Genomic DNA, 24,985 nt, shown 5'->3' with positions numbered 1-24,985 from the left:
AACGTTGGCCATCCTGCTTTGTTCATGAGCGATCAAACAGGAGGATCACATGGTTTCCATCTCGAGGCGCCCGGTCGCGCGCAGCCTTTTCGCGGCGGCGCTGCTGACCGCATCGGCCGGCGTGCTCGCGCAATCGGCCCGCTCGCCGAGCGCACCGCCGCCCGCCGCCCCGCCGGCAAGCGCGACGCAGCCCCCCAAGGCCGCACCCGACATGCAGAAGGTGCTCGACGCGCTCGCCGGTCTCGGTGGCAAGCCGATCGAGACGCTGACTCCGGCCGAGGCGCGGATGCAGCCTTCGGCCGCCGATGGCGCCAAGGCGGCGATGGTCCAGCAGGGCCTGTCAACCGCGCCCGACGCTTCGGTAACGACGCAGGACGTGCCGTATGGCTCGGACGCCCAGCAGTTCGCGCGCATCTACAAGCCCGCGGCAGCGCGCGCGAATGGCAAGCCGATGCCGGTCGTCGTCTATTATCACGGTGGCGGCTGGGTGATCGCCGACGTGAACACGTATGATTCGGCACCACGCGCGATGGCCAAGGCGCTCAATGCGATCGTCGTGTCGGTCGAGTATCGCCATGCACCGGAGTTCAAGTTCCCGGCACAGCATGACGACGCGGCAGCGGCCTATCGCTGGACGTTGCAGAACGCGGCGAGCTGGGGCGGCGACCCTGCGAAGATCGCGGTCGCGGGCGAGAGCGCGGGCGGCAACCTTGCAGTCGCGACGGCGATCTACGCGCGCGACAATCGCCTGACCGTGCCGCGCTACATCGTCTCGGTTTATCCGATCGCCAACAGCAGCATGACGCTGCCGTCGCGCAAGGATTCGGCGAACGCCAAGCCGCTGAATGCAGCGATGCTGAAGTGGTTCGGCTATTATTACCAGACCAGCGCCGCCGATGCGCAGGACCCGCGGCTGAACCTGGTCGCCGCCAACCTGCGCGGCCTGCCGCCGACGACGATCATCAATGCGCAGATCGATCCTCTCCGCTCGGACGGCGAGACGCTGGCAGCCGCGATGCGGACCGCCGGCGTGAAGGTCGAGCAGAAGACGTTCCCGGGCGTGACGCACGAGTTCTTCGGCATGGCGAAGGTCGTTCGCGGTGCCAAGGACGCCAACGAGCTGGCGGTCGCGCGCCTGAAGGCAGCGTTCGCAGCGGCGCCCCGCCGCTGATCGGTTCGACGGGGTGGCTGGTGCCGCCCCGTCGAGCAATTCGTGACCGGCTTCGCGCCGGCGCGGCCTGACAACGGAGAGCAAGCGATGCGTACCCCACCTTATCCGCCTGCGGACATGCCGGCGGATTTGCGTCCGCTCCACGACGAGATGGACGCTTACATCACCGAGCATCTGAAGGGCTTCGTCTCGCACCGGGCGGATGGCGCGCTGGTCGGGCCGTTCGCGCCGATGCTGCGCTTTCCTGCGTTCGGTCGCGCTGCCTGGACCTACACCAAGGCACTGATCGACAACGCGACGCTGCCCAAGGCGGCGCATGAGGTTGCGATCCTGGCGACCGGCGCGGTCTTCAATTCGCGCTACGAACTCTACGCGCACGAGCGGGTCGGCAAGGCGGCGGGTCTGTCGCCCGAGAAGGTCGCGACGATCGCAGCCGGCCAGCGTCCCGCCGATCTGACCGAAGAGGAACAGGCCGCCTACGACGTCGCGGTCACGTTGGCGGGCGGACGGCAACTGCCGGCCTCGACTTATAACCGTGCCGTGCGCGCGTTCGGCGAGGATCGGACCGCGGAGCTGGTCTATCTGGTCGGCGGCTATTGCCTCGTGTCGCTGCTGCTCAATGCCTACGACATGTCGGTCCCGGGCCGCGAGGAGGGCTTGCCCGACGATCCAAAGGAAGAGGGAGAGCGCGCATGAATGGCAAGCGGATGGCCGGCGCGATCGCCGGTGGGTTGGTGGCAGGCCTCGGCATCACCGCGATGATGCTGGCGGGCGAGAGGAAGAGCGGCACGCCGTCCGAGCTCACCGATCTCGAACGGGCCGGTGTGCGGCAACTCGGCGTCCGCGCCGTACCGCCGAGCGATCGATTGCCCGATGCCACCGAACAGGTTGTGGTTCAGGGCAGTCACCTCCTGCTCTCCGCCGCGGCCGGCGCGGTCTATGCGGCGACCGTCGACGAGGATGCCGGCGTAGTGTCATCGGGGATCGTGTTCGGCTTGGCGTTCTACGCCGCGATGCACTGGATCACCGGGCCGCTGCTGGGGCTCAAGAAGCCCGAATGGCAGGCGGACGCGGCGACGATCGGCACGCACACGATGGTGCACCTCGTCTTCGGCGTCGCCACTGCGGCCGGCGCGAAGGCAGCGGCCAACGCCTGACCGTTCCGGAATACCGACGCCCCAAAAGCGCGAACCGCGCGTTACTGCGCTGAACCAAAAGGATTTCCCATGTTGAAGAACCCGATCCGCTACAGCCCCGACGTCGAGACGATCGGTCCCGACGAGCAGGAAACGATCGATGGTCTCAACAAGACGTTCAGCTACATCGTCGAGAAGACGCACGAGGACCTCGGCCACGCGCAGCGCGGCGTCCATGCCAAGAGTCATGCCTTGCTCGAAGGCGAAATGGTCGTGCACGACGACCTTGCGGACGAGCAGGCGCAGGGCATTTTCGAGCGCGGGCGTGGCTACCCGGTCATCATCCGGATGTCGGCGATCCCCGGCGATCCAATCCGCGACAGCGTGTCCCTCCCACGCGGCTTCTCGATCAAGATCATCGGCGTCGATGGCGATCGGCTGCCGGGTGCCGAGGACGAGGTGACGCAGGACTTCCTGATGGCTTCGGGGGTCGCCTTCTCGAACCCGACGCCGGTCGGGTTCCTCCGCAACACCAAGCTGCTCGCCGCGACGACCAACCGCGCGGAATGGGCGAAGGCGGCGCTGTCGAAGGTGTTGCGACCGATCGAGCAGGCTTTGGAAGCGGTCGGCGGCGAGAGTGCATTGCTGAAGGGCTTTGGTGGTTATCCCGACACCAATCCAATCGGCGACCGCTATGGCACGCAGGCGCCGCTCCGGTTCGGCGACTACATCGCCAAGTTCGACATCGTGCCGGAATCGCCCAACTTTCGCGCGTTGACCGACCAGAAGCTCGACGAGAGCAAGAGCCCCGACTCGATCCGCGAAGAATTGATGGCGATCTTTGCGAACGAGGGTGGTGCCTGGACGCTGCGCGCGCAGCTCTGCCGTGACCTCGAGGAGAACCCGATCGAGGACGCCGCGACGCCGTGGCCCGAGCAGGGCAATCCCTACATCCCGGTCGCGACGATCACGGTGAAGCCACAGAAGAGCTGGTCCGAGGAGCGCGTCACCGTGCTCAACGAACAGACCGCATTCCGCCCCTGGCACGGCGTCGAGGCGCATCGACCGCTCGGGTCGGTCATGCGAGCGCGCCGTGCGGTGTATCCGGTGATCCAGGATCTGCGCAGCCAGCTGAACGGCTGTCCGATGCACGAGCCACGGTCGCTACCCGCGCTCGACTGATCGGGTCTGCACGGAACCGTACCGAAACGTCGCAGGGCATTCGGGTGTTAACATCCTGATCCAGCAGGAGCTTCCCATGCCCTATCTACCCTATCGCGACGACATCGAGACGCCTGAGCCCGTCGAACAGGAGAGTATCGACGGCATCATCAAGGGGATGACGCAGGAGAGCCAGACGGTCGAGAAGCGCGACGGCCATGCGGTACGTGCCAGCCATGCCAAGAGCACGGCCTGCGTCATCGGCAAGATGGTCGTGGCCGCCGATCTGCCGCCGGAACTGGCGCAGGGGCTGTTCGCGAAGCCGGGGACGTTCGACGTCGCGGTCCGCTTTGCACAGGGGCCGGGCGAGAAGCTTGGAGACCGCGTATCGACGCACCGCGGCATGGCGATCAAGGTCTTCGGGGTCGAAGGCGCCAAGCTGCCCGGTCACGACGCGCCGACCCAGGACTTCGTACTGGCGAGCGGCACGACGTTCCCGGCCGGCACCGCCGCCGGGTTTCTAGCGCAGGCGAAGAAAATCGGCATGACCGTGCCGATGCCCGAAGGTATGAAAAGCGCGGCCGCATCGATCGCGCGCAACATCAACAAGGTCCTGAACGCGGTCGGTGCCGAAGCAAGCCCGACGCTGGACTTTTATGGCCATCCGTTCAGCCACCCGCTCGTCGAGACCTATTTCAGCCAGTGCCCCATCCGCTACGGCGATCATGTCGCGAAACTCGGCGTGTTTCCGGTCGCGCCTGAGCAGCGTGCGCTCGATGATTGGCGGCTCGATCCGCATCAGGATGAGGATGGCTTCCGTCACGCCGCGATCGCGTATTTCGACGGCAACGACGCGGTCTTCGAACTGCGTGCGCAACTCTGGGTCGATGCCGAGACGCAGCCGATCGAGGATACGTCGGCCGACTGGCCGACGCGGGTCAGCGAATACCGCACGATCGCAACGATCCGCCTGCCGCGGCAGACCGCCTATGGGCCGAATCGCGTCCGCTATTTCGACGAGGTCATGACGTTCCGGCCAGCGCACGCCCTGGAAGCGCACCGCCCGCTCGGCGGCGTGATGCGCGCACGCATGCAGGTGTACCGCGCGCTCAGCGATTTCCGCCACCGCGAGACTGGCATCGCCGCCGCCAACACCGCGGCGATCACCGATATCCCGGCCTGACGCCGCTCACGCTTATTCAGATTTCGAAAGGACGATCATGAAGCTCCAAGGCAAGAAAATCGCGATCCTGATCGCACCCCGCGGCACCGAGGAACCCGAGTTCGCGCAGCCCAAGGCGGCGGTCGAGCAGGCGGGCGGCGCAGTGACCGTCATCAGCCTCAAAACCGGCGACGCGGAGACGTTCAACAACGACCTCGATCCCGGCAAGACGTTCGCCATCGACAAGGCGATCGACTACGTGTCGGCCGCCGACTTCGATGGCCTGGTAATTCCGGGCGGGTGCGTCGGCGCTGATACGCTGCGGTCATCGGACAAGGTCGTGGCGTTCGTCCGCGATTTCTTCGCCGCCGGTAAGCCCGTCGCGGCGATCTGCCACGCGCCGTGGACGCTGATCGAGGCCGATCAGGTACGCGGTCGTACGCTCACGTCGTACCCGACGCTCGCCACCGACATCCGCAACGCGGGCGGGACCTGGGTCGATCAGGAGGTGGTCGTCGACCAGGGGCTCATCACCAGCCGCACCCCGGATGACTTGCCTGCGTTCTGTGCAAAGCTGGTCGAGGAGTTCTGCGAGGGCCAGCACGAGGCGCAGGCGGAGAACGCATGATGGCGCGTTTTGCCGACAAGGTCGTCGTGATCACCGGTGCCGCCTCGGGCATCGGCGAGGGGGCCGCGCGCCGCTTCGCCGAGGAAGGCGCGATCCTGGTGCTGGGCGACATCGACACCGGCGCGCTCGGCAGGTTGGCAGCCGAACTGGGCGGCACCGTCGAGACGCGGGAAACCGACGTTACCGACCGCGCCGCGTGCGAGGCGCTGGTCGAGGCGGCGATCGATCGCTTCGGTCGGATCGACGTGCTCGTCAATGACGCCGGCGTCGACCATCTGGGCAAGCTGGACGAAGGCGACTTTTCGGAATTCACCAAGGTGATCGAGACGGACCTGTACGGCGTCGTCCACATGAGCCGCGCGGCGATCGCACATCTGCGTGCGTCGAAGGGCTGCATCATCAACGTGTCGTCGGTGTCGGGGCTCGGCGGCGACTGGAACCATAGCTTCTACTGCGCGGCCAAGGGTGCGGTGAGCAATTTCACACGCGCGCTGGCGATGGACGAGGCCAGGAACGGCGTGCGCGTCAATGCGGTCAACCCGTCGCTGACCTATACCGCGCTGACCGCGGGAATGAAGGAACAACCTGACCTGATCGCCAAGTTCGAGGAGCGGATCCCGATCGGACGGGGTGCCGAGCCCGTCGACATCGCCGGTGCGATCGCGTTCCTGGCGAGCGACGACGCGCGCTTCGTGACGGGCGTCAACCTGCCGGTCGACGGCGGACTGACCGCGTCCAACGGCCAACCCCCGCTGTCCTGACATCGCGAGAGCGCAGTAACGCGCTGTCGGTCCTTTTCGGAGTCCATTCGGCAATGACAACCCCCGTTACCCTCCGCGCGCAGATCGGCGCCGTCGATGTCTGACGCGCCCATGGTCGCTATCGTCACCGGTGCCTCGCAAGGCTTGGGGGAGGGGATCGCAGACGCGTATCGCGCGCGCGGCTGGCGTGTCGTCGGCGTGTCACGATCGATCGCAGCGTCGCAATCGGACGACTGGATCACCGTTGCGGGGGACGTTGCCGATCCCGAAACCGCGAGGCGCGTCGTGATGGCCGCGCGCGACCGGTTCGGGCGTGTCGATACGCTCGTCAACAATGCCGGCGTTTTTATTGGCGAGCGCTTTACCGATTACACGGCGGAGCAGTATCGCCAGATCACGCAGACCAATCTCGACGGCTTCTTCCACATGACGCAGGCGGCGCTGCCGCTGATGGTCGAGCAGGGCAGTGGCCATATCCTGCAGATCGTCACGACGTTGGCGGAGCACGCCAATGTCGAATTCCCCTCGGTGCTGGCGTCGCTGACCAAGGGCGGGCTGGCTGCGGCGACGCGCAGCCTGGCGATCGAATATGCCTCCCGCGGCGTACGCGCCAACGCGGTGTCGCCCGGCATCACCGAAACGCCAATGCACCCTCCCGAGACGCGCGCCGGGCTTGGAGCGTTTCACCCGCTCGGTCGGATGGGCACCGTCGCGGACGTGGTCGGCGCGGTGCTGTACCTCGAGGATGCCAGTTTCGTGACCGGCGAAATACTCCACGTCGACGGTGGGCAGGTCGCCGGTCACTGACAGATCAGAAAGGTACGATCTCTGAGGGGGTCAGTGGGCGCCGAGCCCCCTGACCCCCTTGGCGCTACTGCAAGACGTGTTTGGCGCATCGGCGGACGAATGCGGCGCTGGCATGCGGATGCGCGACCGGGAGCATATGGCCTCCGTCGGTCATTTCCAGCGTCGCGCGCGGAATTGTCGCTACTGTCTGCTCGCCATCGATCGAAGGGGCGATTACCTGGTCGTCACGGCCGTATAGCAGCGCGACCGGAATCGTCAGTTTAGGATAGCGGCTGACAATTGCGGCAAGGTCGACGTCGGCGCTGGCCAGTTCGAGCAGCGCAGCATTGACCGCAACCGGGCGATCGCCGAGCCCACCGCCGCCGCGCGTGGCGAAGTCGGCCGGGACTGGATCGGGCGCGAAGATCTTGCCCCAGCGCAGGCCATACGCCGCACGGCTGATCGGCGTACCGATCAGATTGGCGAATATCGAGCGTGAGCGCGGGCTGCCTTCGATCGCGTTTGCCACCGAGGCGGGCATCGATCCAGGCGGCTGCGTCATCGGCGCCAGCAACGCGAGGCCGGCGACCGAACCGGGATGGTGCGTGGCCACGCCGAGGGCGACCGCACCGCCCAGCGAATGACCGACGAGCAGCGGCGGACGATCGAGCGCGAGCGTGTCGATGAGGCTTGCAATGATCGCCGACTGGCCAAGGACACCGGGCTGTTCGCCGGTCGGCACCGAATAGCCCGAGCCGGGCCGGTCGACCAGGATGACACGGTACTCGTCGGCCAGCGCATCGGCGACGCCGTAGGAGAAGTTGCGGAGCTGCGCGCCTAGCCCGTGGATCAGGACGATCGGCGGTCCCGCACCGCGATCGACATAGTGGATCCGTGCACCTGCGACGTCGATGAAACGGCCGTCGGCGGGCACGTCCTGCTCGATCCGCTTGGTCGTCGCGCGGGTGTAGACCGCGGCTGCTGCCAGTGTTGCAGCGATGATCCCAGCCGAGCGAAGTGCGATCGAGCGTTTCGGGGCGTCGTCGGCAACCGATCTGGACGCGGAGAAACGGCGCATGTCGGCGAGCAGCAATTCGGGTTGCTCGAGCGCGGCGAAGTGGCCGCCCGCGGGCATCTCGGTCCACTGGACGATGTCATAGGTCTTCTCCGCCTGCGAGCGCGGCGGCGGCGGAAAGACCGGGTCGGGGAATGCCGCGACTCCGGTCGGTACGGTAATCCGCGCTCCCGCGGGGAAAGTGCCCGAATCCTCCAGCATGCGGCCACGGTACATCCAGGTCGAGGTTACGAACGATCCCTCGACCAGATACAGCATGATGTTGGTAAGGAGCAGGTCCTCGTCGAACGCCTGCCACAGGTCGGGGCGGCCGCGTGCGTCGCGTGGCACGTCGGCCCATGCGCCGAACTTCTCCAGGATCCACGCCGCGACGCCGACCGGGCTGTCCGACATCGCCACGCCTAGCGTCTGCGGGCGCGTGCCCTGTTCCTGCGAATAGCCGGTTTCTTCCTTGGCGAGCTTGGCGCGTTTCGCGGCCCAGGCGATCTCGTCGGGCTTTTTCGGCACCGCGTCCTTGGCCTGGAGCAGCACCATGTTCAGATGGAGTCCGGCGATCGCATCGGGATGCGCGTGCGCCATCCAGCCACCGATCGCAGAACCCCAGTCCCCGCCCTGCACGAGATAGCGTCGCGTGCCGAACAGCTCGACCATCAGGCCGTGCATGAGTTCTGCGGTCTGCTTCGGTCCGATCGGGGACACGGGGCGGCCCGAAAACGCGTAGCCGGGGAGCGAGGGAACAACGACGTCGTGACCGTCGGCGACGAGCGGCGCGATCAGCGCCTCGAATTCGAGGAACGACCCCGGCCAGCCGTGCAGCAGCAGCAGCGGGGGACGTGAGCCATCGCCCCGCGCATGAATGAAGTGGAGGCGCTGCCCCTGCACGTCGGCCGTAAACTGCGGCAGCATATTGAGCCGCCGCTCCTGCGCGCGCCAGTCGTAGTCCGCCAGCCAATAGTCGACGAGCCGCTTGAGATCGGCGAGGCCGACGCCTGACTGCCAGCCCCCCGCGTCCGGCATGATGCTCCGGTCGAACGCCTCGACCTTGGCGCGAATGGCGGCGAGCCGGTCGTCGGGTACCGCTATGATGAAGGGTTCTGCCATGTGTCGATCCTGCCGAAGGGGGTAAATCTTGCTTGCCCGATTGAAAGCCTAACGTCGAACCCGCGAAAGCCGCCGGAAGGCGCTTCGAAGCGGGATGAACGGACGGCTGCTTTTGGGAAGCGGGTACGGCGGTTTGGACGTCTGGAATTGGGTCTGTGTCCTGTGGTTCGCGTAAATTCGCGATCGTGTCGTGGCGCGGTGTGATCAATCGCAACACCGCCAAGACGGCGTTAATGATTGCGTGAGCCAACGCGCTAGTTGGTAGCTCGGACCTGCTTGAACAGGATCGGCAATTTTGGGAATCGATACCTTTTCTGGTACGAGGAACATGATATGTGGTAATTTATCTCCTGGTGATTTGATACAATTGTTGGATTAAAAGTACGGGTAGGCGGGGCATGGTGTTCAGCCAAAAAGCGGCATCGGGAATTTCACGTTGTTGTGTTAGCTCAGGACGGCGAAGAGTTCTTCTAAGGGTAAGTTAAATGACCTCGGATGCGCTCTTCAGAGGTGAAGGTTGACATAGGCAAGCCTGCGGCATTGTAGAGGCTGCCGGGTACAACGTTGCTCCAATTGTAGCGAACGTAGCTGGGCTTCGATATCGCACCAGTTACGACCACGCTCTCGCCATCGATCCGCGCTGTAGCCGTAACAAATCTTCGATCGGGCCCGGCGATTTCGAAGCCCACGACGGCTGCGCCCCGGCTCGTCAGGCCTTCAGCATGATCGAACCAGATGCGCTTTCCACCCGGTTCGCCACTCACTTGGCGGAACAGCGGGCTTTGATACGCTACGCGCTCGCCATACGCGACGCTGCGGGCCGCGAGTGCAAGTCGGGCGGCGACTGTCTGCTTGTCGCCCGGATGGACGTTGCCGGGATCGCCGACGTCGGTCGTCACCACCATGGCGGTGTCGGTCAGCACAAGCGCACGACGTTGCGCATCGCGTACCAAACCCCATTCTTCCTCGGGTGAGTTAAATGAAGAGATCTGTGCAAAGAGGAATGGGAAAGCACCTTGCGCGAAATTGTGTCGCCAGTCGGTGATCAGTCCCCGGAAGAGGTCGGCATAATATGGCGCCCGCGCGACATTGCTGTTCGTCTCGCCCTGGTACCAGATGACGCCCTTGATGCCGTAGCCGGTGAACGGCGCAACCATTGCGTTGTACAGCGATGACGGCCGGTACGCATCCTCGGGGGGGTGCCAAGGGTGTGGGGGAGGCTTGCCGCCCGACGCAACGATGGCAGCATCCTCGCGCGCTTCGGCAATGGTGGCGAGGTCGGCGTCGGTCTGGTCCTGCTGGAATCGAGCACGGGCGTCGATGGCCGGCGCCAGCGCTGCGTCGGACGCGAGCGCGTCGGTGGACACCCAGCTGTCAGCAGGTGTGCCGCCCCAGGTCGAGTCGATGACGCCTACCGTCACGTGCTCGCGCGCCGCGATCTCGCGCGCAAAGAAATAGCCGATCGCCGAGAAGTCGATGGCGGTAGCGGGCGTGGTGGTCGTCCAGTTTGCATCGATGTCACGTAGCGGGATGGAGCTGCTCTTGTGCTCGATCCGGAGAAGCCGAACTTGCGGGTCGGTCGCTGCCGCGATCTCCGCAGCGGCATTCTTTAGCGGCGCGCCGTCGAAGCCCTTGAGCGGGAACTCCATATTCGACTGGCCCGAGGCGAACCAAACGTCGCCGAGCATCACATCCTGTACCTGGACCTTACCCTCTGCTGTGCCTCCATCGACGACGAGGACATAGGGTCCGCCAGCAGCTTCGGGCTTCAACCACGCATTCCATCGACCGAGGCGGTCGGCGACTGCCATTACGCGTTGGTTATGCAGCGACACGGCAACGTTCGCGTCCGCACGCGCCCAGCCCCAGACGTGCAGTGGCCTGTCACGCTGCAACACGCTGTGGTCGCTGAACGGACGAGGCAGCTTAAGCTGTGCGGCCGCAGGTGACGTTGCCGTGGCAGCGAGGAGGGCGGTATAGAGCAAAAGCTTCATGATCGGCATTATCCCTGACGTGCGGCGCTGACTGTCGCGACGTCTTAGCCACAGAATATCATCAAAGAAGCGCATGACCAGTTGGCATGCAGCTAGCAGTCGCACCTGCCCTGATGCGATGGCAACGGCGCGGCGCTTCGGCAATCGTGACATGCGCATTGGCGCAGCGAACGGTCTTCAGCTTCGAGGGAACCGACGCTAGAAGGCGGCGAGGAGAGCCGGTTATGACGATTCACGCCCAGGTCGATGAAACCGGCCCCGTCGATGCGGCCCAGTTCGCAGAAGAAATCGCGACGCGGGACCGGCCCATCGTGTTGCGCGGTCAGGCGAGACGGTGGCCTGCCGTTGCGGCAGGGCTCCGCTCCAACGAGGCACTGGTCGATTACATGAAGGCGATGGACCGTGGACGTCCGGCCGAAGTGCTGATCGGTCCCCCTGAGATCGATGGTCGATTCTTCTACGATGCGTCGATGCAGGCCTGCAATTTCCAAAAGCGGTTCGGCTCGCTCAGCGGACTGCTCGACAAGCTGCTGTCGCTTCGCGGGGAGGCGGAGCCGGCCGCGTTATATGCAGGCGCTGCTGCCGCGGACGATCACCTGTCCGCCTGGATCGCAGACAATCCCCTCTCGTTCTCGTTGCCGGGCGCCAAGCCGCGGATCTGGGTCGGCAATCGCACGCACGTCGCGACGCATTTCGATGAGGCGAGCAACGTCGCGGTGGTCGTGGCGGGTCGGCGGCGTTTCACGCTGTTTCCGCCCGAACAGGTCGGCAACCTCTATGTCGGCCCATTCCACTTCACGATCGCGGGGCCGCCGGTCAGCATGGTGGATCTCGAGAAGCCCGACCTCGAACGCTATCCCAAATTCGCAGACGCCATGGGCTACGGGCTCGTGGCCGACCTCGATCCCGGCGATGCGCTCTTCATTCCGCCGATCTGGTGGCACAGCGTCAAGGCGACCGCCGCGTTCAATGTGATGGTGAATTATTGGTGGGCCGAGCCGCATGCGCTTTCGCCGATGGGCGCGCTGAGCCACGCCGTCCTCGCGATCCGCGATCTTGCGCCGGCTCAGCGCATGGCATGGCGGCGCTGGTTCGAACATTATGTGTTCGACGACGCGGCACCCGATGCCGGCAATCACCTGCCGCCGCATGCTCGGGGCGTACTCGCGCCGCCGTCCGAAATGCGGAATGCCCACTTTACGGCGCAGATCGCCGAGGCGCTAAGTCCGCCGCCAACGCCCGCAGCGCGCAAAACCCGCTAACGCGCGCTATTAGCCAGGCCGCCGATGGGTCGACCCAGCGTGCGAGGTCGGCGCAACCGAGGTTGCGCCGACAGGTCGCTATTGCGCCTTCCCGGTACCGCCGTTTTGGGGGGAGAGCGTGATGAAGCGATTCGACTGCGCGACGTTCCATCCGCGCAGCGTCAGCGCGGCCGCCGTCTGGCCGGTGGCTTTGGGATAGCGGATGTCGATGCGCTTCTCCTCGCCGGGCAGGAGCGCGACGTAATTGTCGCTGTAGAATGCGGGCAGGACGCGTTTGCCCTGTGCATCGACCAGCGTCAGCTTGGCGTTCAGTGCCGGAACCGCGGTTCGATTGGCCAGCGTCACCGTCACGACGTTGTCCTCGCCGTCGACCGCCTGCGCCGCGACGGAGCCGGTCAGGGCAACGCTCTGCAGCGTGTTCAGCATCCGGTAAGCGGCTTCGTCTTTTCCGCGCCAGTAGAAGTTGTCGGCGACCGTCTTGCCCGCCGGATCTATCAATTCGAGCTTGACCAGGAGCATCGGGTTGGACGCGAACAGGCGATCGAGCGGGACCGCTGCGAGCGGCGTCGCCATGTTCGCACCCGCATCGACTCGGTCTTCACGCGTGAAGAGTTCGGCGTTGTCGAGCCCGACGACACGCGTGCGGACTCGCAATCCCGGTTGCGCCTTGCGGGTCGTATTGAGAACGACCAACTCATTGCCTGGCAGGTTGAGCTGGATGTGAAGCGGTTCCGCAGCCTTTTTCGCACCGTAATAGGAGGCCTGGGTGTCATAGTCCCAGCTGTAGATCTGCCACGTGTTGGACGGCCATGCAGGATGCGTCATCCACAACAGTCGACCCGAGTTCTTGGTCCACAAATGACCGAGAAACCCTTCGTACATCGCCTTGTGCGTCTCGAGATTCATCATCTGCGACTTGCGCTCGAAATCCGCGAAGCTGGTCCCCGGCCCGAACATGGTGTCGAGCGTGGACATGAACGTCTTTGTGTCCCCGTTCCCCGCAAAATGCCAGTCATGATAGGCCAGCGTGTCGCTGAGCGGCCAGGTTTCGCTATCGGGCATGGTCGCCCGGACGGATTCTAGGGTGGAGAGTGAGGGCGTTCCTGTCTCGACCGAGAAACCGGTGGCGAGGCCAGTGAAATAACCGACTGGTGGACGATAGTTATACGGCCCCGATCCTTGCAGGTTGACGACGTTGGAGCTGCCCGTGAACCAACGCGTCCCATCCTCGCGCGCGATCAGGTTGTCGAGGCCTTCGTTCAAGGCCGGGTAGGGCACCCCCTCATTGCGGCCGAACCACAGGATGATCGACGGGTGGTTGCGGTAGCGGCGAACCACGTCGTCGGCGTTCTTAAGGAACAGTGCCGGATCTTCCGGCTCGACCTGGAAATTCTGCGTGGATTGCCAGAAGTCGTTGAGGATCATCATGCCGTTCTCATCGGCCAGGTCGTAAAACTCCTCTTCGGTATTGTTGCCCATCCAGTTGCGGATGACGTTCATGTGCGCCTCCTTCTGGAGACGGAAATAGGGAGCGAGGCGTGCGCGTCCGATGCGCTTCATCGCATCATCCATGCCCCAATTGCCCCCGCGCGCGGCGATCTGCACGCCGTTCACCCGGATCGTCATATGCGGTTCGGGCATCGTCGCTTCGACCGATGTTACCGCCGGGGAACGTTCGCCCTGCAATGTCAGCGATTCCGCCCAGCCATTGGGCGACTGCTTGATGGCCTGATGGCGAACATCGATCAGTCGCTCTCCGCGCAGGCTGCCATCCGTGAACTGGAGGTTGACCCGGCGCAGGGCCCCTGCCGCATCGAATAGCGACAGGTCGTAGCTGACTTCGCGAATACCGAACTTGTCGGTGCGCGTATCCGAGATCTGGCCGTCAGCCAGCGCTTCGAGCGACAGTTGGTAGAGAGCCTGCTCGCCATAGCCGTTCGGCCACCAAAGTTTTGGATTGGCGACGTGAAGCTGCGCGAACTCCTTAGGGTTGAAGACGACCTTCGTCTCACCGGGCGGCGCGATGACCGTCTTCTCCACTCGGACGCCGCCAAACGCTGCACGCACGGTCACGCTTGCGGCTGTCGCACCAGCGTTCTGGACCGGTACGGTGATATAGACGTCAGCACTGTCAGTACGCGGCAGAGGGAGATCGGTGACGATCTTGGGATCGAGCAGCCGGACGGTCCCATGCGCGAGCAGTTCCACGGGCCGCCACAGCCCCGTGTTACGGTCCCGAATACCCGGTATCCAGTCCCAGCCTTCGGTTGCGACGAAGGTTGGGCCGTCGATCGCGAGCTGGCCCCCGTTCTCGCCGACGCCGCCGCTGATCGACTGCTCGTGCGGGATGCCGGGATGGGGAGGCGGCGAAACGCGGACCGCGACCACATTCTCGCCGGCGACAGGTACGAGATCGAACTGGCCGCGGATGAAGGCGCCGTGGGTGTCGCCCAGCTTGCGGCCGTTTGCCCAGACGTCAGCGGCGTAGTTGATGCCGCCGAAGACCAACGTCAGGCGCTTGCCCGCGGCGGCTGCCGGCACCGTAAAGCTGGTGCGGTACCAATAGTCCTGACGTGCCAGACTCTCGGGAATCTTGAGGTTGTTGAGCCCGTAATAGGGATCGGGATAGACGCCGCGGTCGACCAGCGTCGTCAAGACCGTGCCCGGCACGGTCGCCGCACGCCACGTGCCCGTGGCGGGGCCCGGACGCGACAGAGTGGCGGCATCTTCGCGGACCTCGGGTTCTGCGGCGAGCTGCCAGCCGTTGACCAGCCAGCGACCATCGCTTTCGCGCGCCAGTCCCGTCGGGGGCAGGGGCAAGTGCGCGATCGGCGCCGTGGTCGCGCTCACGCGCGCCTTCGGCAAGGTCCAGGCATCCTGCTGCTGCGTAAGGCCGATATTGGCCTGCTTCTGGAACGGCCAGCCGACGCCGACCTGCCAGAATTGCACGAGATCGAAATCCGGCCGCGCTCGGATGGCAGCCGTGATCTCGCTGGCGCTCAGCGCCGCGCCGTTGAGTTGCGCCGCAACCAGCGATCCGCCAAAATGGCGAGGCGCTTTAGCGCCGTTCGTCACCGGTGCGACGGCGAGGCGGGCGACGACTTCGCTCGGGCGGTTCGCGACGGACGCGACGACGCGACCATCGACATAGAGGGTCAGTGTCCGTCCGTTCGCCACAGCGGCGACATGCGTCCACTTGCCGGCGGCCAACGCCGGTCCGCCGGTTACCCGTGTCGCTCCGTCCACGGCAGACGCGCGCCCATTGGTAAGGTCGAGGCAGCGACAGGCCTTTAGCGGATTACCGACTGCCAGCAGCGCACCATCCGCGCCGGCAGTGCTGGGGCGGACCCAGGCGGAGAGAGTCCAGGGAGCGTCTGCACGGACCGCTGCCTCGGCGCCTGTCAGATCACGCTCGACCCCGGTCCCGCCTGCTAGGATGGCGACGTTGTAGGGGCCGGCATTCGCGATCGCCGGCCGCATGGTCGGCACCACGGTTTGTGCAGCCAGCGAGGAGGAAAATGCGGCACCGAGCAGCAAGGCGGCTGTTAGTGGCAACGATCGCATGGATAGATCTCTCCTGAGTTCCCGGCTCGATATTCTACCGGCCGGTCGGTTCTTATGTTCGTCTTGCCGGACCTTGGGTCGGTCAGGCGTCCCCAGTCCACAATCGTGCGGCGCCGCGCACGCCTGACGCGTCGCCCCAGCGCGCGGGCACGATACGACCCTCCCATAGGTCCGAGAAGGCATAGCGGCGGACGATGGACGGAAGTTCTTCATAGATTTCGGCGACGTTCGACATGCCTCCGCCCAATACGACGACCTCGGGGTCCAGCAGGTTGGCAACCATGGCCAGTATGCGTCCCAGCCGGTCGACATACGCATCCAGTGCAGCTCGGGCGGCGGGATTCCCGGCGCGGGCGGCTGCAACGATCTTTGGCGCGCTGAGCGACAGACCATGTTCTGTCCTGGCGGCACGCGCGAAACCCGTGCCGGAAACCCAGCTTTCGATACACCCCGTCAGGCTGCACCAGCATGGCGGCGGAGACAGTTCGTCGCTGCGCGGCCAGGGTAGAGGTAAGTGCCCAATCTCGCCGGCAATGCCGTGGGCGCCGTCGAGACAAGCTCCCGAGAGTACGATGCCGCCACCGACGCCCGTACCGATCACCAGCCCGAACACGCTGCGCGCACCGGTCGCTGCGCCATCGGTGGCCTCGGACAGCGCGAGGCAGTTCGCGTCATTGACCAGCCGCACCGGTCGGCCGAGAACAGCGGTGAGGTCTTCGGAGAACGATCGACCGTTCAGGTAAAGAGAGTTGCTGTTGCGCATCACGCCGGTACGTGGCGACGGCGATCCGGGTGCGCCGATGCCGACGGTACATGCCGTGCCCCCCGCGATGTCGGCAGCCACGACGAACTCGGCGATAGCGGCTACCGCGGTATCATACGTGCCGGGATTGGGAACCCGCTGCTGCCAAAGCGTCTCACCGTCTGCACCTAGCAAGACGGCTTCGATCTTGGTGCCACCAAAGTCGATTCCTAAAGCCGGTACAGATGCTGGCTGCGGCCCGATAGCCCGAGCAGCGATACTGTTTTGCAAGGCAATGCTCCCCTCTTTACTGGCGTGACCGCTGCTCGGCCATCGTCAACCAAGCATGCCAGCGATCGTTATAAACGCAAATTGATTTTGTTATTGACCGGATCCACCGGACGATTAAACACGCGATGTCGAGACAACGGAAAGTTGCGACTGGCAGGCAGGAGAGGGTGGGGCGGTAAGTCGCCGATCGGCTCGATCTTAGCATGCTAAAACGTTCGCCAGTTCCTGGCGATTTCGGGTGCTGAGGGAGACGGTCGAAATGTTGCGTGCACGTTCCAAGAATATGTTGATGGTCGCGGCGTCAGTTACGGCGCTGGTGAGCAGCGGCACCGCACTTGCCCAGCAAACGTCGACAACACAGGGGGTGTTGCAGAACGCACCTACCGATCAAGCCGCATCGCCCTCGGCTGCTGCTGCCGACCAGACGAGCGAAGCTCAGAACCCGACAACGCCCGCGAGCGACGCGGCTGCTGAAACGCAGGACATCGTCGTCACCGGCATTCGTGGATCGCAGCAGCGTGCGGTCAACCTCAAGCGCGATGCCGCGTCGGTCACCGACTCCATCTCGGCCGAAGACATCGGCAAGCTGCCCGATGTGACGATCTCGGACTCGCTTCAGCGTATCCCCGGCGTGCAGATCCGCCGTGATGCCGGTGAGGGCGCGGCGATCAATATTCGTGGCCTGCCGCAGGTTACGACGTTGCTCAACGGTGAGGCCTATCTCGGCGCTCAGTCGATCACGACGATCCAGCCGAACTTCAACGATATTCCGTCGCAGCTGTTCGCTGGCGCGGACGTCATCAAGTCGAGCACGGCCGATCTGCTCAACGCCGGCATCACCGGCACCGTAAACCTGCGCACACGCCGCCCATTCGATCTGAAGAAGGGCTTCACCGTCGCTGCCGCTGCCGAGGGCGCCTACGGCGACAAGACCAAGGAGTTCGATCCGAACCTGAACGGGCTGTTCGGCTTCCGGGGCGAGAAGTTCGGGTTCCTGGTGTCGGGCGCTTATTCGAACCTGCATCTTTCGAACTCCCACAACGGGATCCAGGAAGGCTACGGGGCCGCGCTGCACAACGAGCAGTTCAATACCGCGGCCAACCCGACTGGCGACGTCAACCTCAGCAACGGCTTCTCACCCGCAAATCGTCCCAAGGGGACGATCGTGGGGACGGGCCGCGACGTAAATGGTGACGGCGATGCCAACGATGCTTTCATCGTTCCTCAGGGCTTCACCGCCTGGGACAAGGTCAACCAGCGCGAGCGGATCGGCATCAATGCCTCGGCGCAGTGGGAGATCAGCGACGCCCTGACGCTGAATGCCGATGCATTCTTCACGCGCCAGAACGAGAATGATCGCACAGCCGGCATCCAGATGCAGAACGTCAACTGGCAGGCTGGCGAATTCGTGCCGGGCCAATCGCGCAACACCGGCTCGACCGTGTCGCTTAGCAATGGCGGCGTGACGCGCGATTATGATCTGAATACGACCCAGATCTATAATTACGACCTCGGCAATTTCGACTCGTATGCGCAGAATGACAAGTTCAAGTCTCAGTCGCAGAACTACAATGCCGAGCTGAAGTACGACAATGGCGGCCGGTTCAAGGCAAGCCTGCGCGGCGTCTACGGCAAGGCCTATTCTAACTACGACCAGAGCTATCTGCAGTTCAGCCCATCGAACGGCGCGCAGTGGCAGCCGGGCGGGATCGGTCATTATCCGACGGGCGACGTCGCGTTCAATCCGGGCGGGTATGCGGTCAACACGATCGCCGGATCGGCATCGTTGCCAGCGACGGTCGATTTCACCGGTAACCAGCCGGTCTTCACTCTGCCGTCGCAGCTGACGACGGCGCTCGGCAACATCGACAGCTACGCGATGAAGACAACGTCTTCGGAGGGTAACTATCGCCGCAAAGGCGACCTGAAGATCATTCGCGGTGACGTTTCGTACGATGCCAATGACAATGTAAGCCTGAGCGCTGGTGGCCGGTACAGCGAGCGCTCGGTCGACGACTTCGAATTCGATCGCGCCGCGCCGCTATATTCGGGGCAGGCGTCTCAACCTGGTGGGTGCCTGGTCAAGTGGAAGGCGTTCGACGTACCGCTAAATGATGCGTCCTGCTATGCGGGTACGGGCACGTTCGGGACGGCAAATTTCAGGCCTTACACCTCTGGCGTTGTCCGCAAGGCGAGCGATCCGATCTTTAACGGGCAGGTCAAGCAGTTCAACCTGCCGGGTGCCGGCTTGCCGCCGATCTACGTGCTCGACCCAAAGGTCATGGACAACGCGCTCGCATTCCAAAACAGTTTCTACCCAGGCAACGTCGAGATTCAGAACCCGGGCGCCTCGTTCAACGTCGGCGTGAAGCAGATCTCGGGCTATGCGCAACTTAACGTCAAGGGTGACGTGTTTGGCATTCCCGTATCCGGCAACGCGGGCCTAAAGGTCATCAACACCAAACTCGACATCACCCAGTTCGTGACCGGTTCGCCGCGCCCCTACGGCGTCGCAAACACGGTCAACGGTACGGTCGAGACCAAGCGGAGCTTCACCGACTTCCTGCCGGCATTCAACTTGGCGTTCAATTTCGCCGACAACCTGAAGCTGCGCCTGGCGTATTCCAAGACGATGACACTGCTGGATCTCAACCAGTGGGGTGGTGGACTTAATCCGAACTACGCGATCGACACGAGCAATCCAGGATCGCCTGTGTTCCGCGTCACTGGCGGTAGCTCCAACGGCAATCCGCAGCTGGATCCATGGCGCGCCACGAACGTCGAAGGCTCGCTCGAATACTATATCGGACGCAGCAGTCTGCTGAGCTTGGGTGCCTTCTACATCGACGTCGCCAGCTTCATTCAGTCTGGCAACATCGTGCGAACCGATCTGCCGGACAATGACGGCGTGGTTCGGAACCGGACCGTGTCGATCAGTACCCCGGTTCAGGGTGACGGCGGTACGCTCAAGGGTGTGGAAGCCGGTGCAAAGCTGTCGTTCAACGACTTCGGCTTCATTCCGACGGTGCTCTCCAACTTCGGCATAGATGCGAACATCACCTATTCGCCGTCCGACTCCGGCGCGGTAGATTTGAAGGGTGACTCGATACCGTTCCAGGACAATTCAAAGATCCAGACCAACCTGGCCGGCTTCTACCAGGACAATCATTTCCAGGCTCGCGTCGCCTGGAACTACCGTTCGAAGCGCGCAGTCCAGCAGGATTTCGGCGGCATTCGGGGCCTCGAACTGTATCAGCAGCCGACGAATTATATCGATGCATCGATCAGCTACGACTTCACGCCAAACCTGACGCTGTACGCGCAAGGGTCGAACCTGACCGGCGAGTATGAGAAATACTATCTGACCTTCCCGGATGAGAAAGCGTACAACAACATCTATGAACGCCGGTTCATGGCGGGCGCGCGTTTCAAGTTCTGATCTGCGGGTGAGACTGTAAGCGCCCGCCATCCTCTTTGCGGGGTGGCGGGCGTTTGCGTAGCTACGCACAGGATGGGGAATTGAGCGTGACAGATGGAGCAGGAGCAACGCGTAACTCAGGACCGCTACGCTCGATCGTGATCGTCGGCGGAGGCACGGCGGGGTGGATGGCGGCGACGCTCCTCGCGCGCAAACTTGATCGTCAGTCCGTGACCATCACGGTCGTCGAATCCAGCGATATCCGGACGGTGGGGGTCGGCGAGGCGACCGTGCCTGGGATCCGCGATTTCTTCCGGGAAATCGGCGTCACCGAGCAGGAGGTGATGGCGGCTGCGCAGGGCACGGTGAAGCTCGGCATAGAGTTCGTGGACTGGAAGCGCGAGGGTGAACGGTTCTTTCATCCCTTCGGCCTGTACGGGATGCGATCGCGCGGGGTGGCGTTCCATCATTACTGGCGCAAGCTGAACGCAGCTGGGCAAACTACGCCGCTGTCGGATTTCTGTCTCGCAACCGCGCTTGCCGAGCGTAACCTTTTCATGCGACCGACCGACAGTCCGGTGCATGATCTGCTGTTCTTCGACTGGGCGGTACATTTCGACGCAGGCCTGTTTGCCAAGTTTTTGTCTAAAAAGGCGGGCGAATGGGGCGTCAAGCACATCGACGCCACGATCACCGATGTTCTCGTCGATCAATCCACGGGACTTATATCCAGCGTCGATACGCAGTGTGGCAAAACGATCGCGGGAGACCTCTTCATCGATTGCTCGGGCTTTCGGTCGCTCTTGCTCGGCGATGCACTCGGCGTACCGTACGAGGATTGGACGAACCTGCTTCCGTGCGATCGCGCGGTCGCGATGCCGTGCGAACGAGCAGGACCGCTTACCCCATATACGCGCAGCACGGCACTGACGGCCGGATGGCAATGGCGGATTCCGCTGCAGCATCGGGTCGGCAACGGCTATGTCTATGCGAGCCGCCACATCTCGGATGACGAGGCCGTTGCGACTTTGAAAGGTCGGCTCGAAGGCGAAGCGCTGGCCGAGCCAAACATGATTCGTTTCCGTACCGGTCGCCGGACCGAATTCTGGAAAGGGAACTGTGTCGCGCTCGGGCTTGCTGCGGGATTTATGGAACCGCTAGAATCGACGAGTATCACGCTCATCCAGACCGGCTTGGAAAAGTTGCTCGCGTTGCTGCCTGATCGGGGTTTCGATCCGGCGCTGGCGGATGAGTACAACCGGACCACGGGCCTCGAATATGCGCGTATCCGCGACTTCCTGGTCCTGCATTATTTTGCAAATGGCCGGCAGGGTCAGCCGATGTGGGATCGCTGTCGAGGCACCGCGCTACCCGAGCAGCTGGCACGCAAGTTGACGTTGTTCAAGGCTCGCGGGCACCTCGTGCGCTATGAATGGGAATCGTTTCAGGACCCAAGTTGGCTCTCCATGTATGCCGGATTTGGCATCGATGCCGCGGCGCATGACCCGCTGGCGGATCATTTCTCCCTGTCAGATCTCGAGGCAGCGTTCGAACGGATGAAAGGTTCGATACGTGACGCCGTTGCGCTTGCCGAACCGCACGAGACGTTTCTCAAGTCCTTCGCCCCGGCGTCGGCTCCTCCCGCATCCCGGTCGATGAACTTTACCGCGAATGGATAGGCCCTCCAATTTCAAGGTTTCCGGAAAAGCGACGAGCGGCAGCGTTACCGCAGACGATCGATCTGTCAGGCTTGGGCCAAGCCTGTCGGGCACGAACCTGGAACGTGCAGGTGACTATAATCAGCGCGTCGTAACGCAGATCATTCGACGCAATCCTGACATCACGCGAAACGAAATTGCGGTGATGACCAATTTGACCGCGCCGACGATCGCCAACATCGTAGGGCGATTATTCGAGAACGAACTCGTGATCGATGCCGGTCGACGCTTGGGCGGTCGAGGGCAACCGGCGACCCGCCTCCGGATAAATCCGGAAGGGGGCTACGCTATCGGCCTCAACATCGATCGCGATCATGTTACGTTGGTATCGCTGGATCTGGCTGGCACGGTGCGATCGCGATTTACCCGGCAGATCGCGTTCGCATCGCCCGATGACGTCGTACGGGTCGTCGAAAAGGGGATCGCGGCAATCGTTGGTACCGATGCGATACGTTTGGATCGGGTGCTTGGTATGGGTGTGGCGCTTCCCGACGACCTCGGGCGTGTCGACCTGCCGCATCGCCCGGCCGGGTACGAGCAGTGGAGCGATGTCGATATCCAGGCGATGCTCGCACCTATCGTCCCCTGGTCGATACACATCGACAACGATGCCGCTGCAGCAGCCATCGGCGAGGCACAGTTCGGCGACGGGCACCATGCGAACTTTTTCTATATTCTCGTCAGCGCGGGGCTAGGCGGTGGAGTCGTGATCGACGGCGCCTATTATCGCGGGGCAAACGCCCGCGGCGGGGAAATCGGGTTCTTGCCGCTCGCCAGGGATCCGACCAAGGTGCTGCAGGACGTCGTCTCCCTGTCGGCGTTGTCGAGCTATCTAGAGACTGCAGGACTGGACCCGGCGGGTATGGATCCGACGCAACCGTTTCCCGCAGCGTTCAAGCCGCACGTTGCCGCGTGGCTCGACGACGCATCGGACGCGCTCGTGCCAGCGCTGACGGCCGTGAACTGCCTAGTCAATCCGGCAATTGTGCTTGTTGGAGGGCGGCTGCCGGACGATATCCTCGATCAGCTTGCTACGGATACCTACCGGAAACTGCGAACGGCAGCACCCAATATCCCTATAATTGCGCCGATCGCTCGGGCGAGTCTCTCGCGAGATAGTCCGGCAATAGGCGCCGCGATCCTTCCTTTTCTCGACCGCATCCTGCCGTCGGACGGGATACTCATCAAGACGCAATCGGCATAGCCAAACGAATGATCTGACGTATTGCTCTAATTAGGAAGTACTTTTGAAAAAGCTGGCGCATCTAGTTGTACTTGCCTTTCTGCCGTTTGCGGTCGGCGTGGCGCGCGCGCAGGATCAGTTTGTCGATCCAAACACGCTGCGTCCTTCGTTGGACCCGAACCGCAAGGCCAATGGGTTGGCACGAACGCCGCAGATGGGATGGAACAGCTGGAACAAGTTCGGCTGCAACATCGATGAGAAGACGGTGCGTCGCATCGCCGACACCATGGCGACGAATGGCATGCGCGATGCGGGGTACGAGTATGTCGTCATCGACGACTGCTGGCACGGTGAGCGCGATGCCACCGGCTTCATCACGGAAAGTCGAGAAAAGTTTCCATCGGGCATGAAGGCACTGGCCGATTACGTCCACGCTCGCGGCCTCAAGTTCGGGATATACTCCGATGCCGGCGCCAAGACCTGTGGCGGAAAACCCGGCAGCTTGGGACATGAATATCAGGACGCGCTTACATACGCTCGGTGGGGCGTTGACTACCTAAAGTATGACTGGTGCTCAACTGGCACGTTGAATGCCGAGAGCGCCTACGCGCTCATGTCGGATGCCCTCAAAGCCACGGGGCGGCCGGTTCTTCTGGCGATGTGCGAATGGGGCAACAATCGTCCGTGGGAATGGGGCAAGAAGATCGGCAACTCGTGGCGCACGACCAGCGATATCCGCGATGCCTGGAAGGGGCGGGACAAATGGTCGATCGGTATGGTCGACATCGTTGACGCGAACGAGCCGCTTTATCCGTATGCGGGGCCCGGGCACTGGAACGATGCCGACATGCTCGAGGTCGGCAACGGCGCAATGTCCGATACCGAGTACCGCTCCCATTTTAGTCTGTGGGCGATGATGACTTCACCACTGATTGCCGGCAACGATATCACCAACATGAGTGCAGCAACGCGCGACATTTTGTTGAACAAGGAGGTAATCGCGGTCAATCAGGACCCTCTGGGTCAGCAGGGTCGTCGTATACGCGATGATGGTGATCTGGAGGTCTGGTCGAAGCCGTTGAGCGATGGAAGCCGGGCCGTGATACTATTCAACCGCTCCGAAAGTCCTTCCAAGATCGAGGTCAATTGGCCGGAAATAGGTCTGACCCGCTCGGTCCGTGCAGACGTACGCGACGTGTGGAGCCATCGCTCGATAGGCAAGGTTACTGACCGATACGCCGCACTGGTGCCAGCGCATGGGGTGATCATGGTTAAGGTTACCCCCTGATCGCGCCACCGGGTTCTATCACGCGTCGTCGGGCAGACGAACACCGGATGCTAGTTTGCGGCGAATCTGCCGTTCGAGAGGTTGCGTTAAGCCCAGCAGCAAAGCCGTCAGTTTGACCGTTTATTAGCGTTGCTGGGCAGTTGCGAACCATGAACGAATGTCCGAACTTGGAAAGCACAACAAGGACGCTGAGCGTCCGCTTGTGGGTCCAAAGCGCACTCGCTGCCTTCGCATTATCGGAAGGGCGACGTCCGATCCCGTGTTCACACGATCGGATCCAGCGCAGTGATGGCCTCGATGTCCTGATCGTCCGCAAGTCGGTACAGCGAAACGGCATAGCTGTCGTCGGGATCGATCACGGGGCCGTGCGCCAGGATCTACCCATTGGCGAGCAGGTCGTCGAGCAACGCGCCGTGCTGCTCATCGACGTCTTTTGTCGTCGGTCATCGTCGCGAGGAATTCACGCGGAGTGGCAGGTATTTGCACAGCTGACATTTCATCGATGATATCCTTCAGACCTGTGAAACTGCTCGGCGCTTGGCGG

At 63.3% G+C, this 24,985-nt stretch carries 17 protein-coding genes; 13 read left to right on the top strand and 4 right to left on the bottom strand.

Going from position 1 to position 24,985, the window contains the following annotated elements; genetic code table 11:
• The first annotated feature begins 49 nt into the window (after positions 1-49).
• From ASG20_RS06680 to ASG20_RS06645, 8 genes are all read left to right on the top strand, one after another.
• Positions 50-1,171 carry an alpha/beta hydrolase gene (locus tag ASG20_RS06680; RefSeq protein ID WP_056050042.1) on the top strand — a complete coding sequence of 374 codons (1,122 nt, stop codon included), beginning with the start codon at positions 50-52 and terminating at the stop codon, positions 1,169-1,171.
• 87 nt (positions 1,172-1,258) lie between these two features.
• The gene (locus tag ASG20_RS06675) at positions 1,259-1,867 is read left to right on the top strand and encodes a carboxymuconolactone decarboxylase family protein (protein WP_056050565.1); all 609 of its coding nucleotides are present in this window, start codon (positions 1,259-1,261) and stop codon (positions 1,865-1,867) included.
• Positions 1,864-2,328: a hypothetical protein gene (locus ASG20_RS06670; RefSeq protein ID WP_056050041.1), complete on the top strand. Its 465-nt coding sequence runs from the start codon at positions 1,864-1,866 to the stop codon at positions 2,326-2,328. The genes ASG20_RS06675 and ASG20_RS06670 overlap by 4 nt, the downstream gene beginning before the upstream one ends.
• A 69-nt stretch (positions 2,329-2,397) precedes the next feature.
• Positions 2,398-3,489, top strand: coding sequence for a catalase family protein (locus ASG20_RS06665; RefSeq protein ID WP_056050039.1), 1,092 nt, complete (start codon positions 2,398-2,400; stop codon positions 3,487-3,489).
• Positions 3,490-3,565: 76 nt separating this feature from the next.
• Complete coding sequence (locus tag ASG20_RS06660) at positions 3,566-4,651, top strand: catalase family protein (protein ID WP_056050038.1); 1,086 nt, start codon at positions 3,566-3,568, stop codon at positions 4,649-4,651.
• 37 nt (positions 4,652-4,688) lie between these two features.
• Positions 4,689-5,258 carry a type 1 glutamine amidotransferase domain-containing protein gene (locus ASG20_RS06655; RefSeq protein ID WP_056050035.1) on the top strand — a complete coding sequence of 190 codons (570 nt, stop codon included), beginning with the start codon at positions 4,689-4,691 and terminating at the stop codon, positions 5,256-5,258.
• A complete protein-coding gene (locus ASG20_RS06650; RefSeq protein ID WP_056050033.1) occupies positions 5,258-6,019 on the top strand; it encodes an SDR family NAD(P)-dependent oxidoreductase in 762 nt (253 codons plus the stop codon). The genes ASG20_RS06655 and ASG20_RS06650 overlap by 1 nt, the downstream gene beginning before the upstream one ends.
• A gap of 96 nt (positions 6,020-6,115) precedes the next feature.
• A complete protein-coding gene (locus ASG20_RS06645; protein WP_056050031.1) occupies positions 6,116-6,826 on the top strand; it encodes an SDR family NAD(P)-dependent oxidoreductase in 711 nt (236 codons plus the stop codon).
• Between the two features lie 64 nt (positions 6,827-6,890).
• Here ASG20_RS06645 and ASG20_RS06640 read toward each other — a convergent pair whose 3' ends face one another.
• The gene (locus tag ASG20_RS06640) at positions 6,891-8,981 is read right to left on the bottom strand and encodes an epoxide hydrolase family protein (protein ID WP_056050029.1); all 2,091 of its coding nucleotides are present in this window, start codon (positions 8,979-8,981) and stop codon (positions 6,891-6,893) included.
• Positions 8,982-9,451: 470 nt separating this feature from the next.
• The gene (locus tag ASG20_RS06635; protein WP_056050563.1) at positions 9,452-10,975 is read right to left on the bottom strand and encodes a sialate O-acetylesterase; all 1,524 of its coding nucleotides are present in this window, start codon (positions 10,973-10,975) and stop codon (positions 9,452-9,454) included.
• Positions 10,976-11,199: 224 nt separating this feature from the next.
• On the opposite strand from ASG20_RS06635, the gene ASG20_RS06630 reads away from it, so the two are divergent.
• Complete coding sequence (locus ASG20_RS06630) at positions 11,200-12,237, top strand: cupin-like domain-containing protein (RefSeq protein WP_056050027.1); 1,038 nt, start codon at positions 11,200-11,202, stop codon at positions 12,235-12,237.
• Positions 12,238-12,315: 78 nt separating this feature from the next.
• Here ASG20_RS06630 and ASG20_RS06625 read toward each other — a convergent pair whose 3' ends face one another.
• Entirely contained in the window at positions 12,316-15,801 is a 3,486-nt protein-coding gene (locus tag ASG20_RS06625; RefSeq protein ID WP_056050025.1) for a glycoside hydrolase family 2, read from the bottom strand.
• Between the two features lie 82 nt (positions 15,802-15,883).
• Positions 15,884-16,834: an ROK family protein gene (locus ASG20_RS06620; RefSeq protein ID WP_231420532.1), complete on the bottom strand. Its 951-nt coding sequence runs from the start codon at positions 16,832-16,834 to the stop codon at positions 15,884-15,886.
• A gap of 289 nt (positions 16,835-17,123) precedes the next feature.
• Here ASG20_RS06620 and ASG20_RS06615 point away from each other — a divergent pair, with 289 nt between their 5' ends.
• From ASG20_RS06615 to ASG20_RS06600, 4 genes are all read left to right on the top strand, one after another.
• Entirely contained in the window at positions 17,124-20,273 is a 3,150-nt protein-coding gene (locus tag ASG20_RS06615; RefSeq protein WP_236698752.1) for a TonB-dependent receptor, read from the top strand.
• A gap of 86 nt (positions 20,274-20,359) precedes the next feature.
• The gene (locus ASG20_RS06610; RefSeq protein ID WP_231420555.1) at positions 20,360-21,931 is read left to right on the top strand and encodes a tryptophan halogenase family protein; all 1,572 of its coding nucleotides are present in this window, start codon (positions 20,360-20,362) and stop codon (positions 21,929-21,931) included.
• Positions 21,924-23,174, top strand: coding sequence for an ROK family transcriptional regulator (locus ASG20_RS06605; protein WP_056050021.1), 1,251 nt, complete (start codon positions 21,924-21,926; stop codon positions 23,172-23,174). The genes ASG20_RS06610 and ASG20_RS06605 overlap by 8 nt, the downstream gene beginning before the upstream one ends.
• A gap of 43 nt (positions 23,175-23,217) precedes the next feature.
• Positions 23,218-24,441: a glycoside hydrolase family 27 protein gene (locus ASG20_RS06600; protein ID WP_056050019.1), complete on the top strand. Its 1,224-nt coding sequence runs from the start codon at positions 23,218-23,220 to the stop codon at positions 24,439-24,441.
• Positions 24,442-24,985: the final 544 nt, after the last annotated feature.

This window comes from Sphingomonas sp. Leaf198 (assembly GCF_001424005.1).
In the GTDB taxonomy this organism is placed as follows: Bacteria; Pseudomonadota; Alphaproteobacteria; order Sphingomonadales; family Sphingomonadaceae; genus Sphingomonas.
This window is presented reverse-complemented; position numbering and strand designations above follow the sequence as displayed.

Bases quoted from the DNA above. Each gene is read 5' to 3' on its own strand.
- ASG20_RS06680 (WP_056050042.1), top strand. From the start codon at position 50: ATGGTTTCCATCTCGAGGCGCCCGGTCGCGCGCAGCCTTTTCGCGGCG.
- ASG20_RS06675 (WP_056050565.1), top strand. From the start codon at position 1,259: ATGCGTACCCCACCTTATCCGCCTGCGGACATGCCGGCGGATTTGCGT.
- ASG20_RS06670 (WP_056050041.1), top strand. From the start codon at position 1,864: ATGAATGGCAAGCGGATGGCCGGCGCGATCGCCGGTGGGTTGGTGGCA.
- ASG20_RS06665 (WP_056050039.1), top strand. From the start codon at position 2,398: ATGTTGAAGAACCCGATCCGCTACAGCCCCGACGTCGAGACGATCGGT.
- ASG20_RS06660 (WP_056050038.1), top strand. From the start codon at position 3,566: ATGCCCTATCTACCCTATCGCGACGACATCGAGACGCCTGAGCCCGTC.
- ASG20_RS06655 (WP_056050035.1), top strand. From the start codon at position 4,689: ATGAAGCTCCAAGGCAAGAAAATCGCGATCCTGATCGCACCCCGCGGC.
- ASG20_RS06650 (WP_056050033.1), top strand. From the start codon at position 5,258: ATGGCGCGTTTTGCCGACAAGGTCGTCGTGATCACCGGTGCCGCCTCG.
- ASG20_RS06645 (WP_056050031.1), top strand. From the start codon at position 6,116: ATGTCTGACGCGCCCATGGTCGCTATCGTCACCGGTGCCTCGCAAGGC.
- ASG20_RS06640 (WP_056050029.1), bottom strand. From the start codon at position 8,981: ATGGCAGAACCCTTCATCATAGCGGTACCCGACGACCGGCTCGCCGCC.
- ASG20_RS06635 (WP_056050563.1), bottom strand. From the start codon at position 10,975: ATGAAGCTTTTGCTCTATACCGCCCTCCTCGCTGCCACGGCAACGTCA.
- ASG20_RS06630 (WP_056050027.1), top strand. From the start codon at position 11,200: ATGACGATTCACGCCCAGGTCGATGAAACCGGCCCCGTCGATGCGGCC.
- ASG20_RS06625 (WP_056050025.1), bottom strand. From the start codon at position 15,801: ATGCGATCGTTGCCACTAACAGCCGCCTTGCTGCTCGGTGCCGCATTT.
- ASG20_RS06615 (WP_236698752.1), top strand. From the start codon at position 17,124: ATGGTCGCGGCGTCAGTTACGGCGCTGGTGAGCAGCGGCACCGCACTT.
- ASG20_RS06605 (WP_056050021.1), top strand. From the start codon at position 21,924: ATGGATAGGCCCTCCAATTTCAAGGTTTCCGGAAAAGCGACGAGCGGC.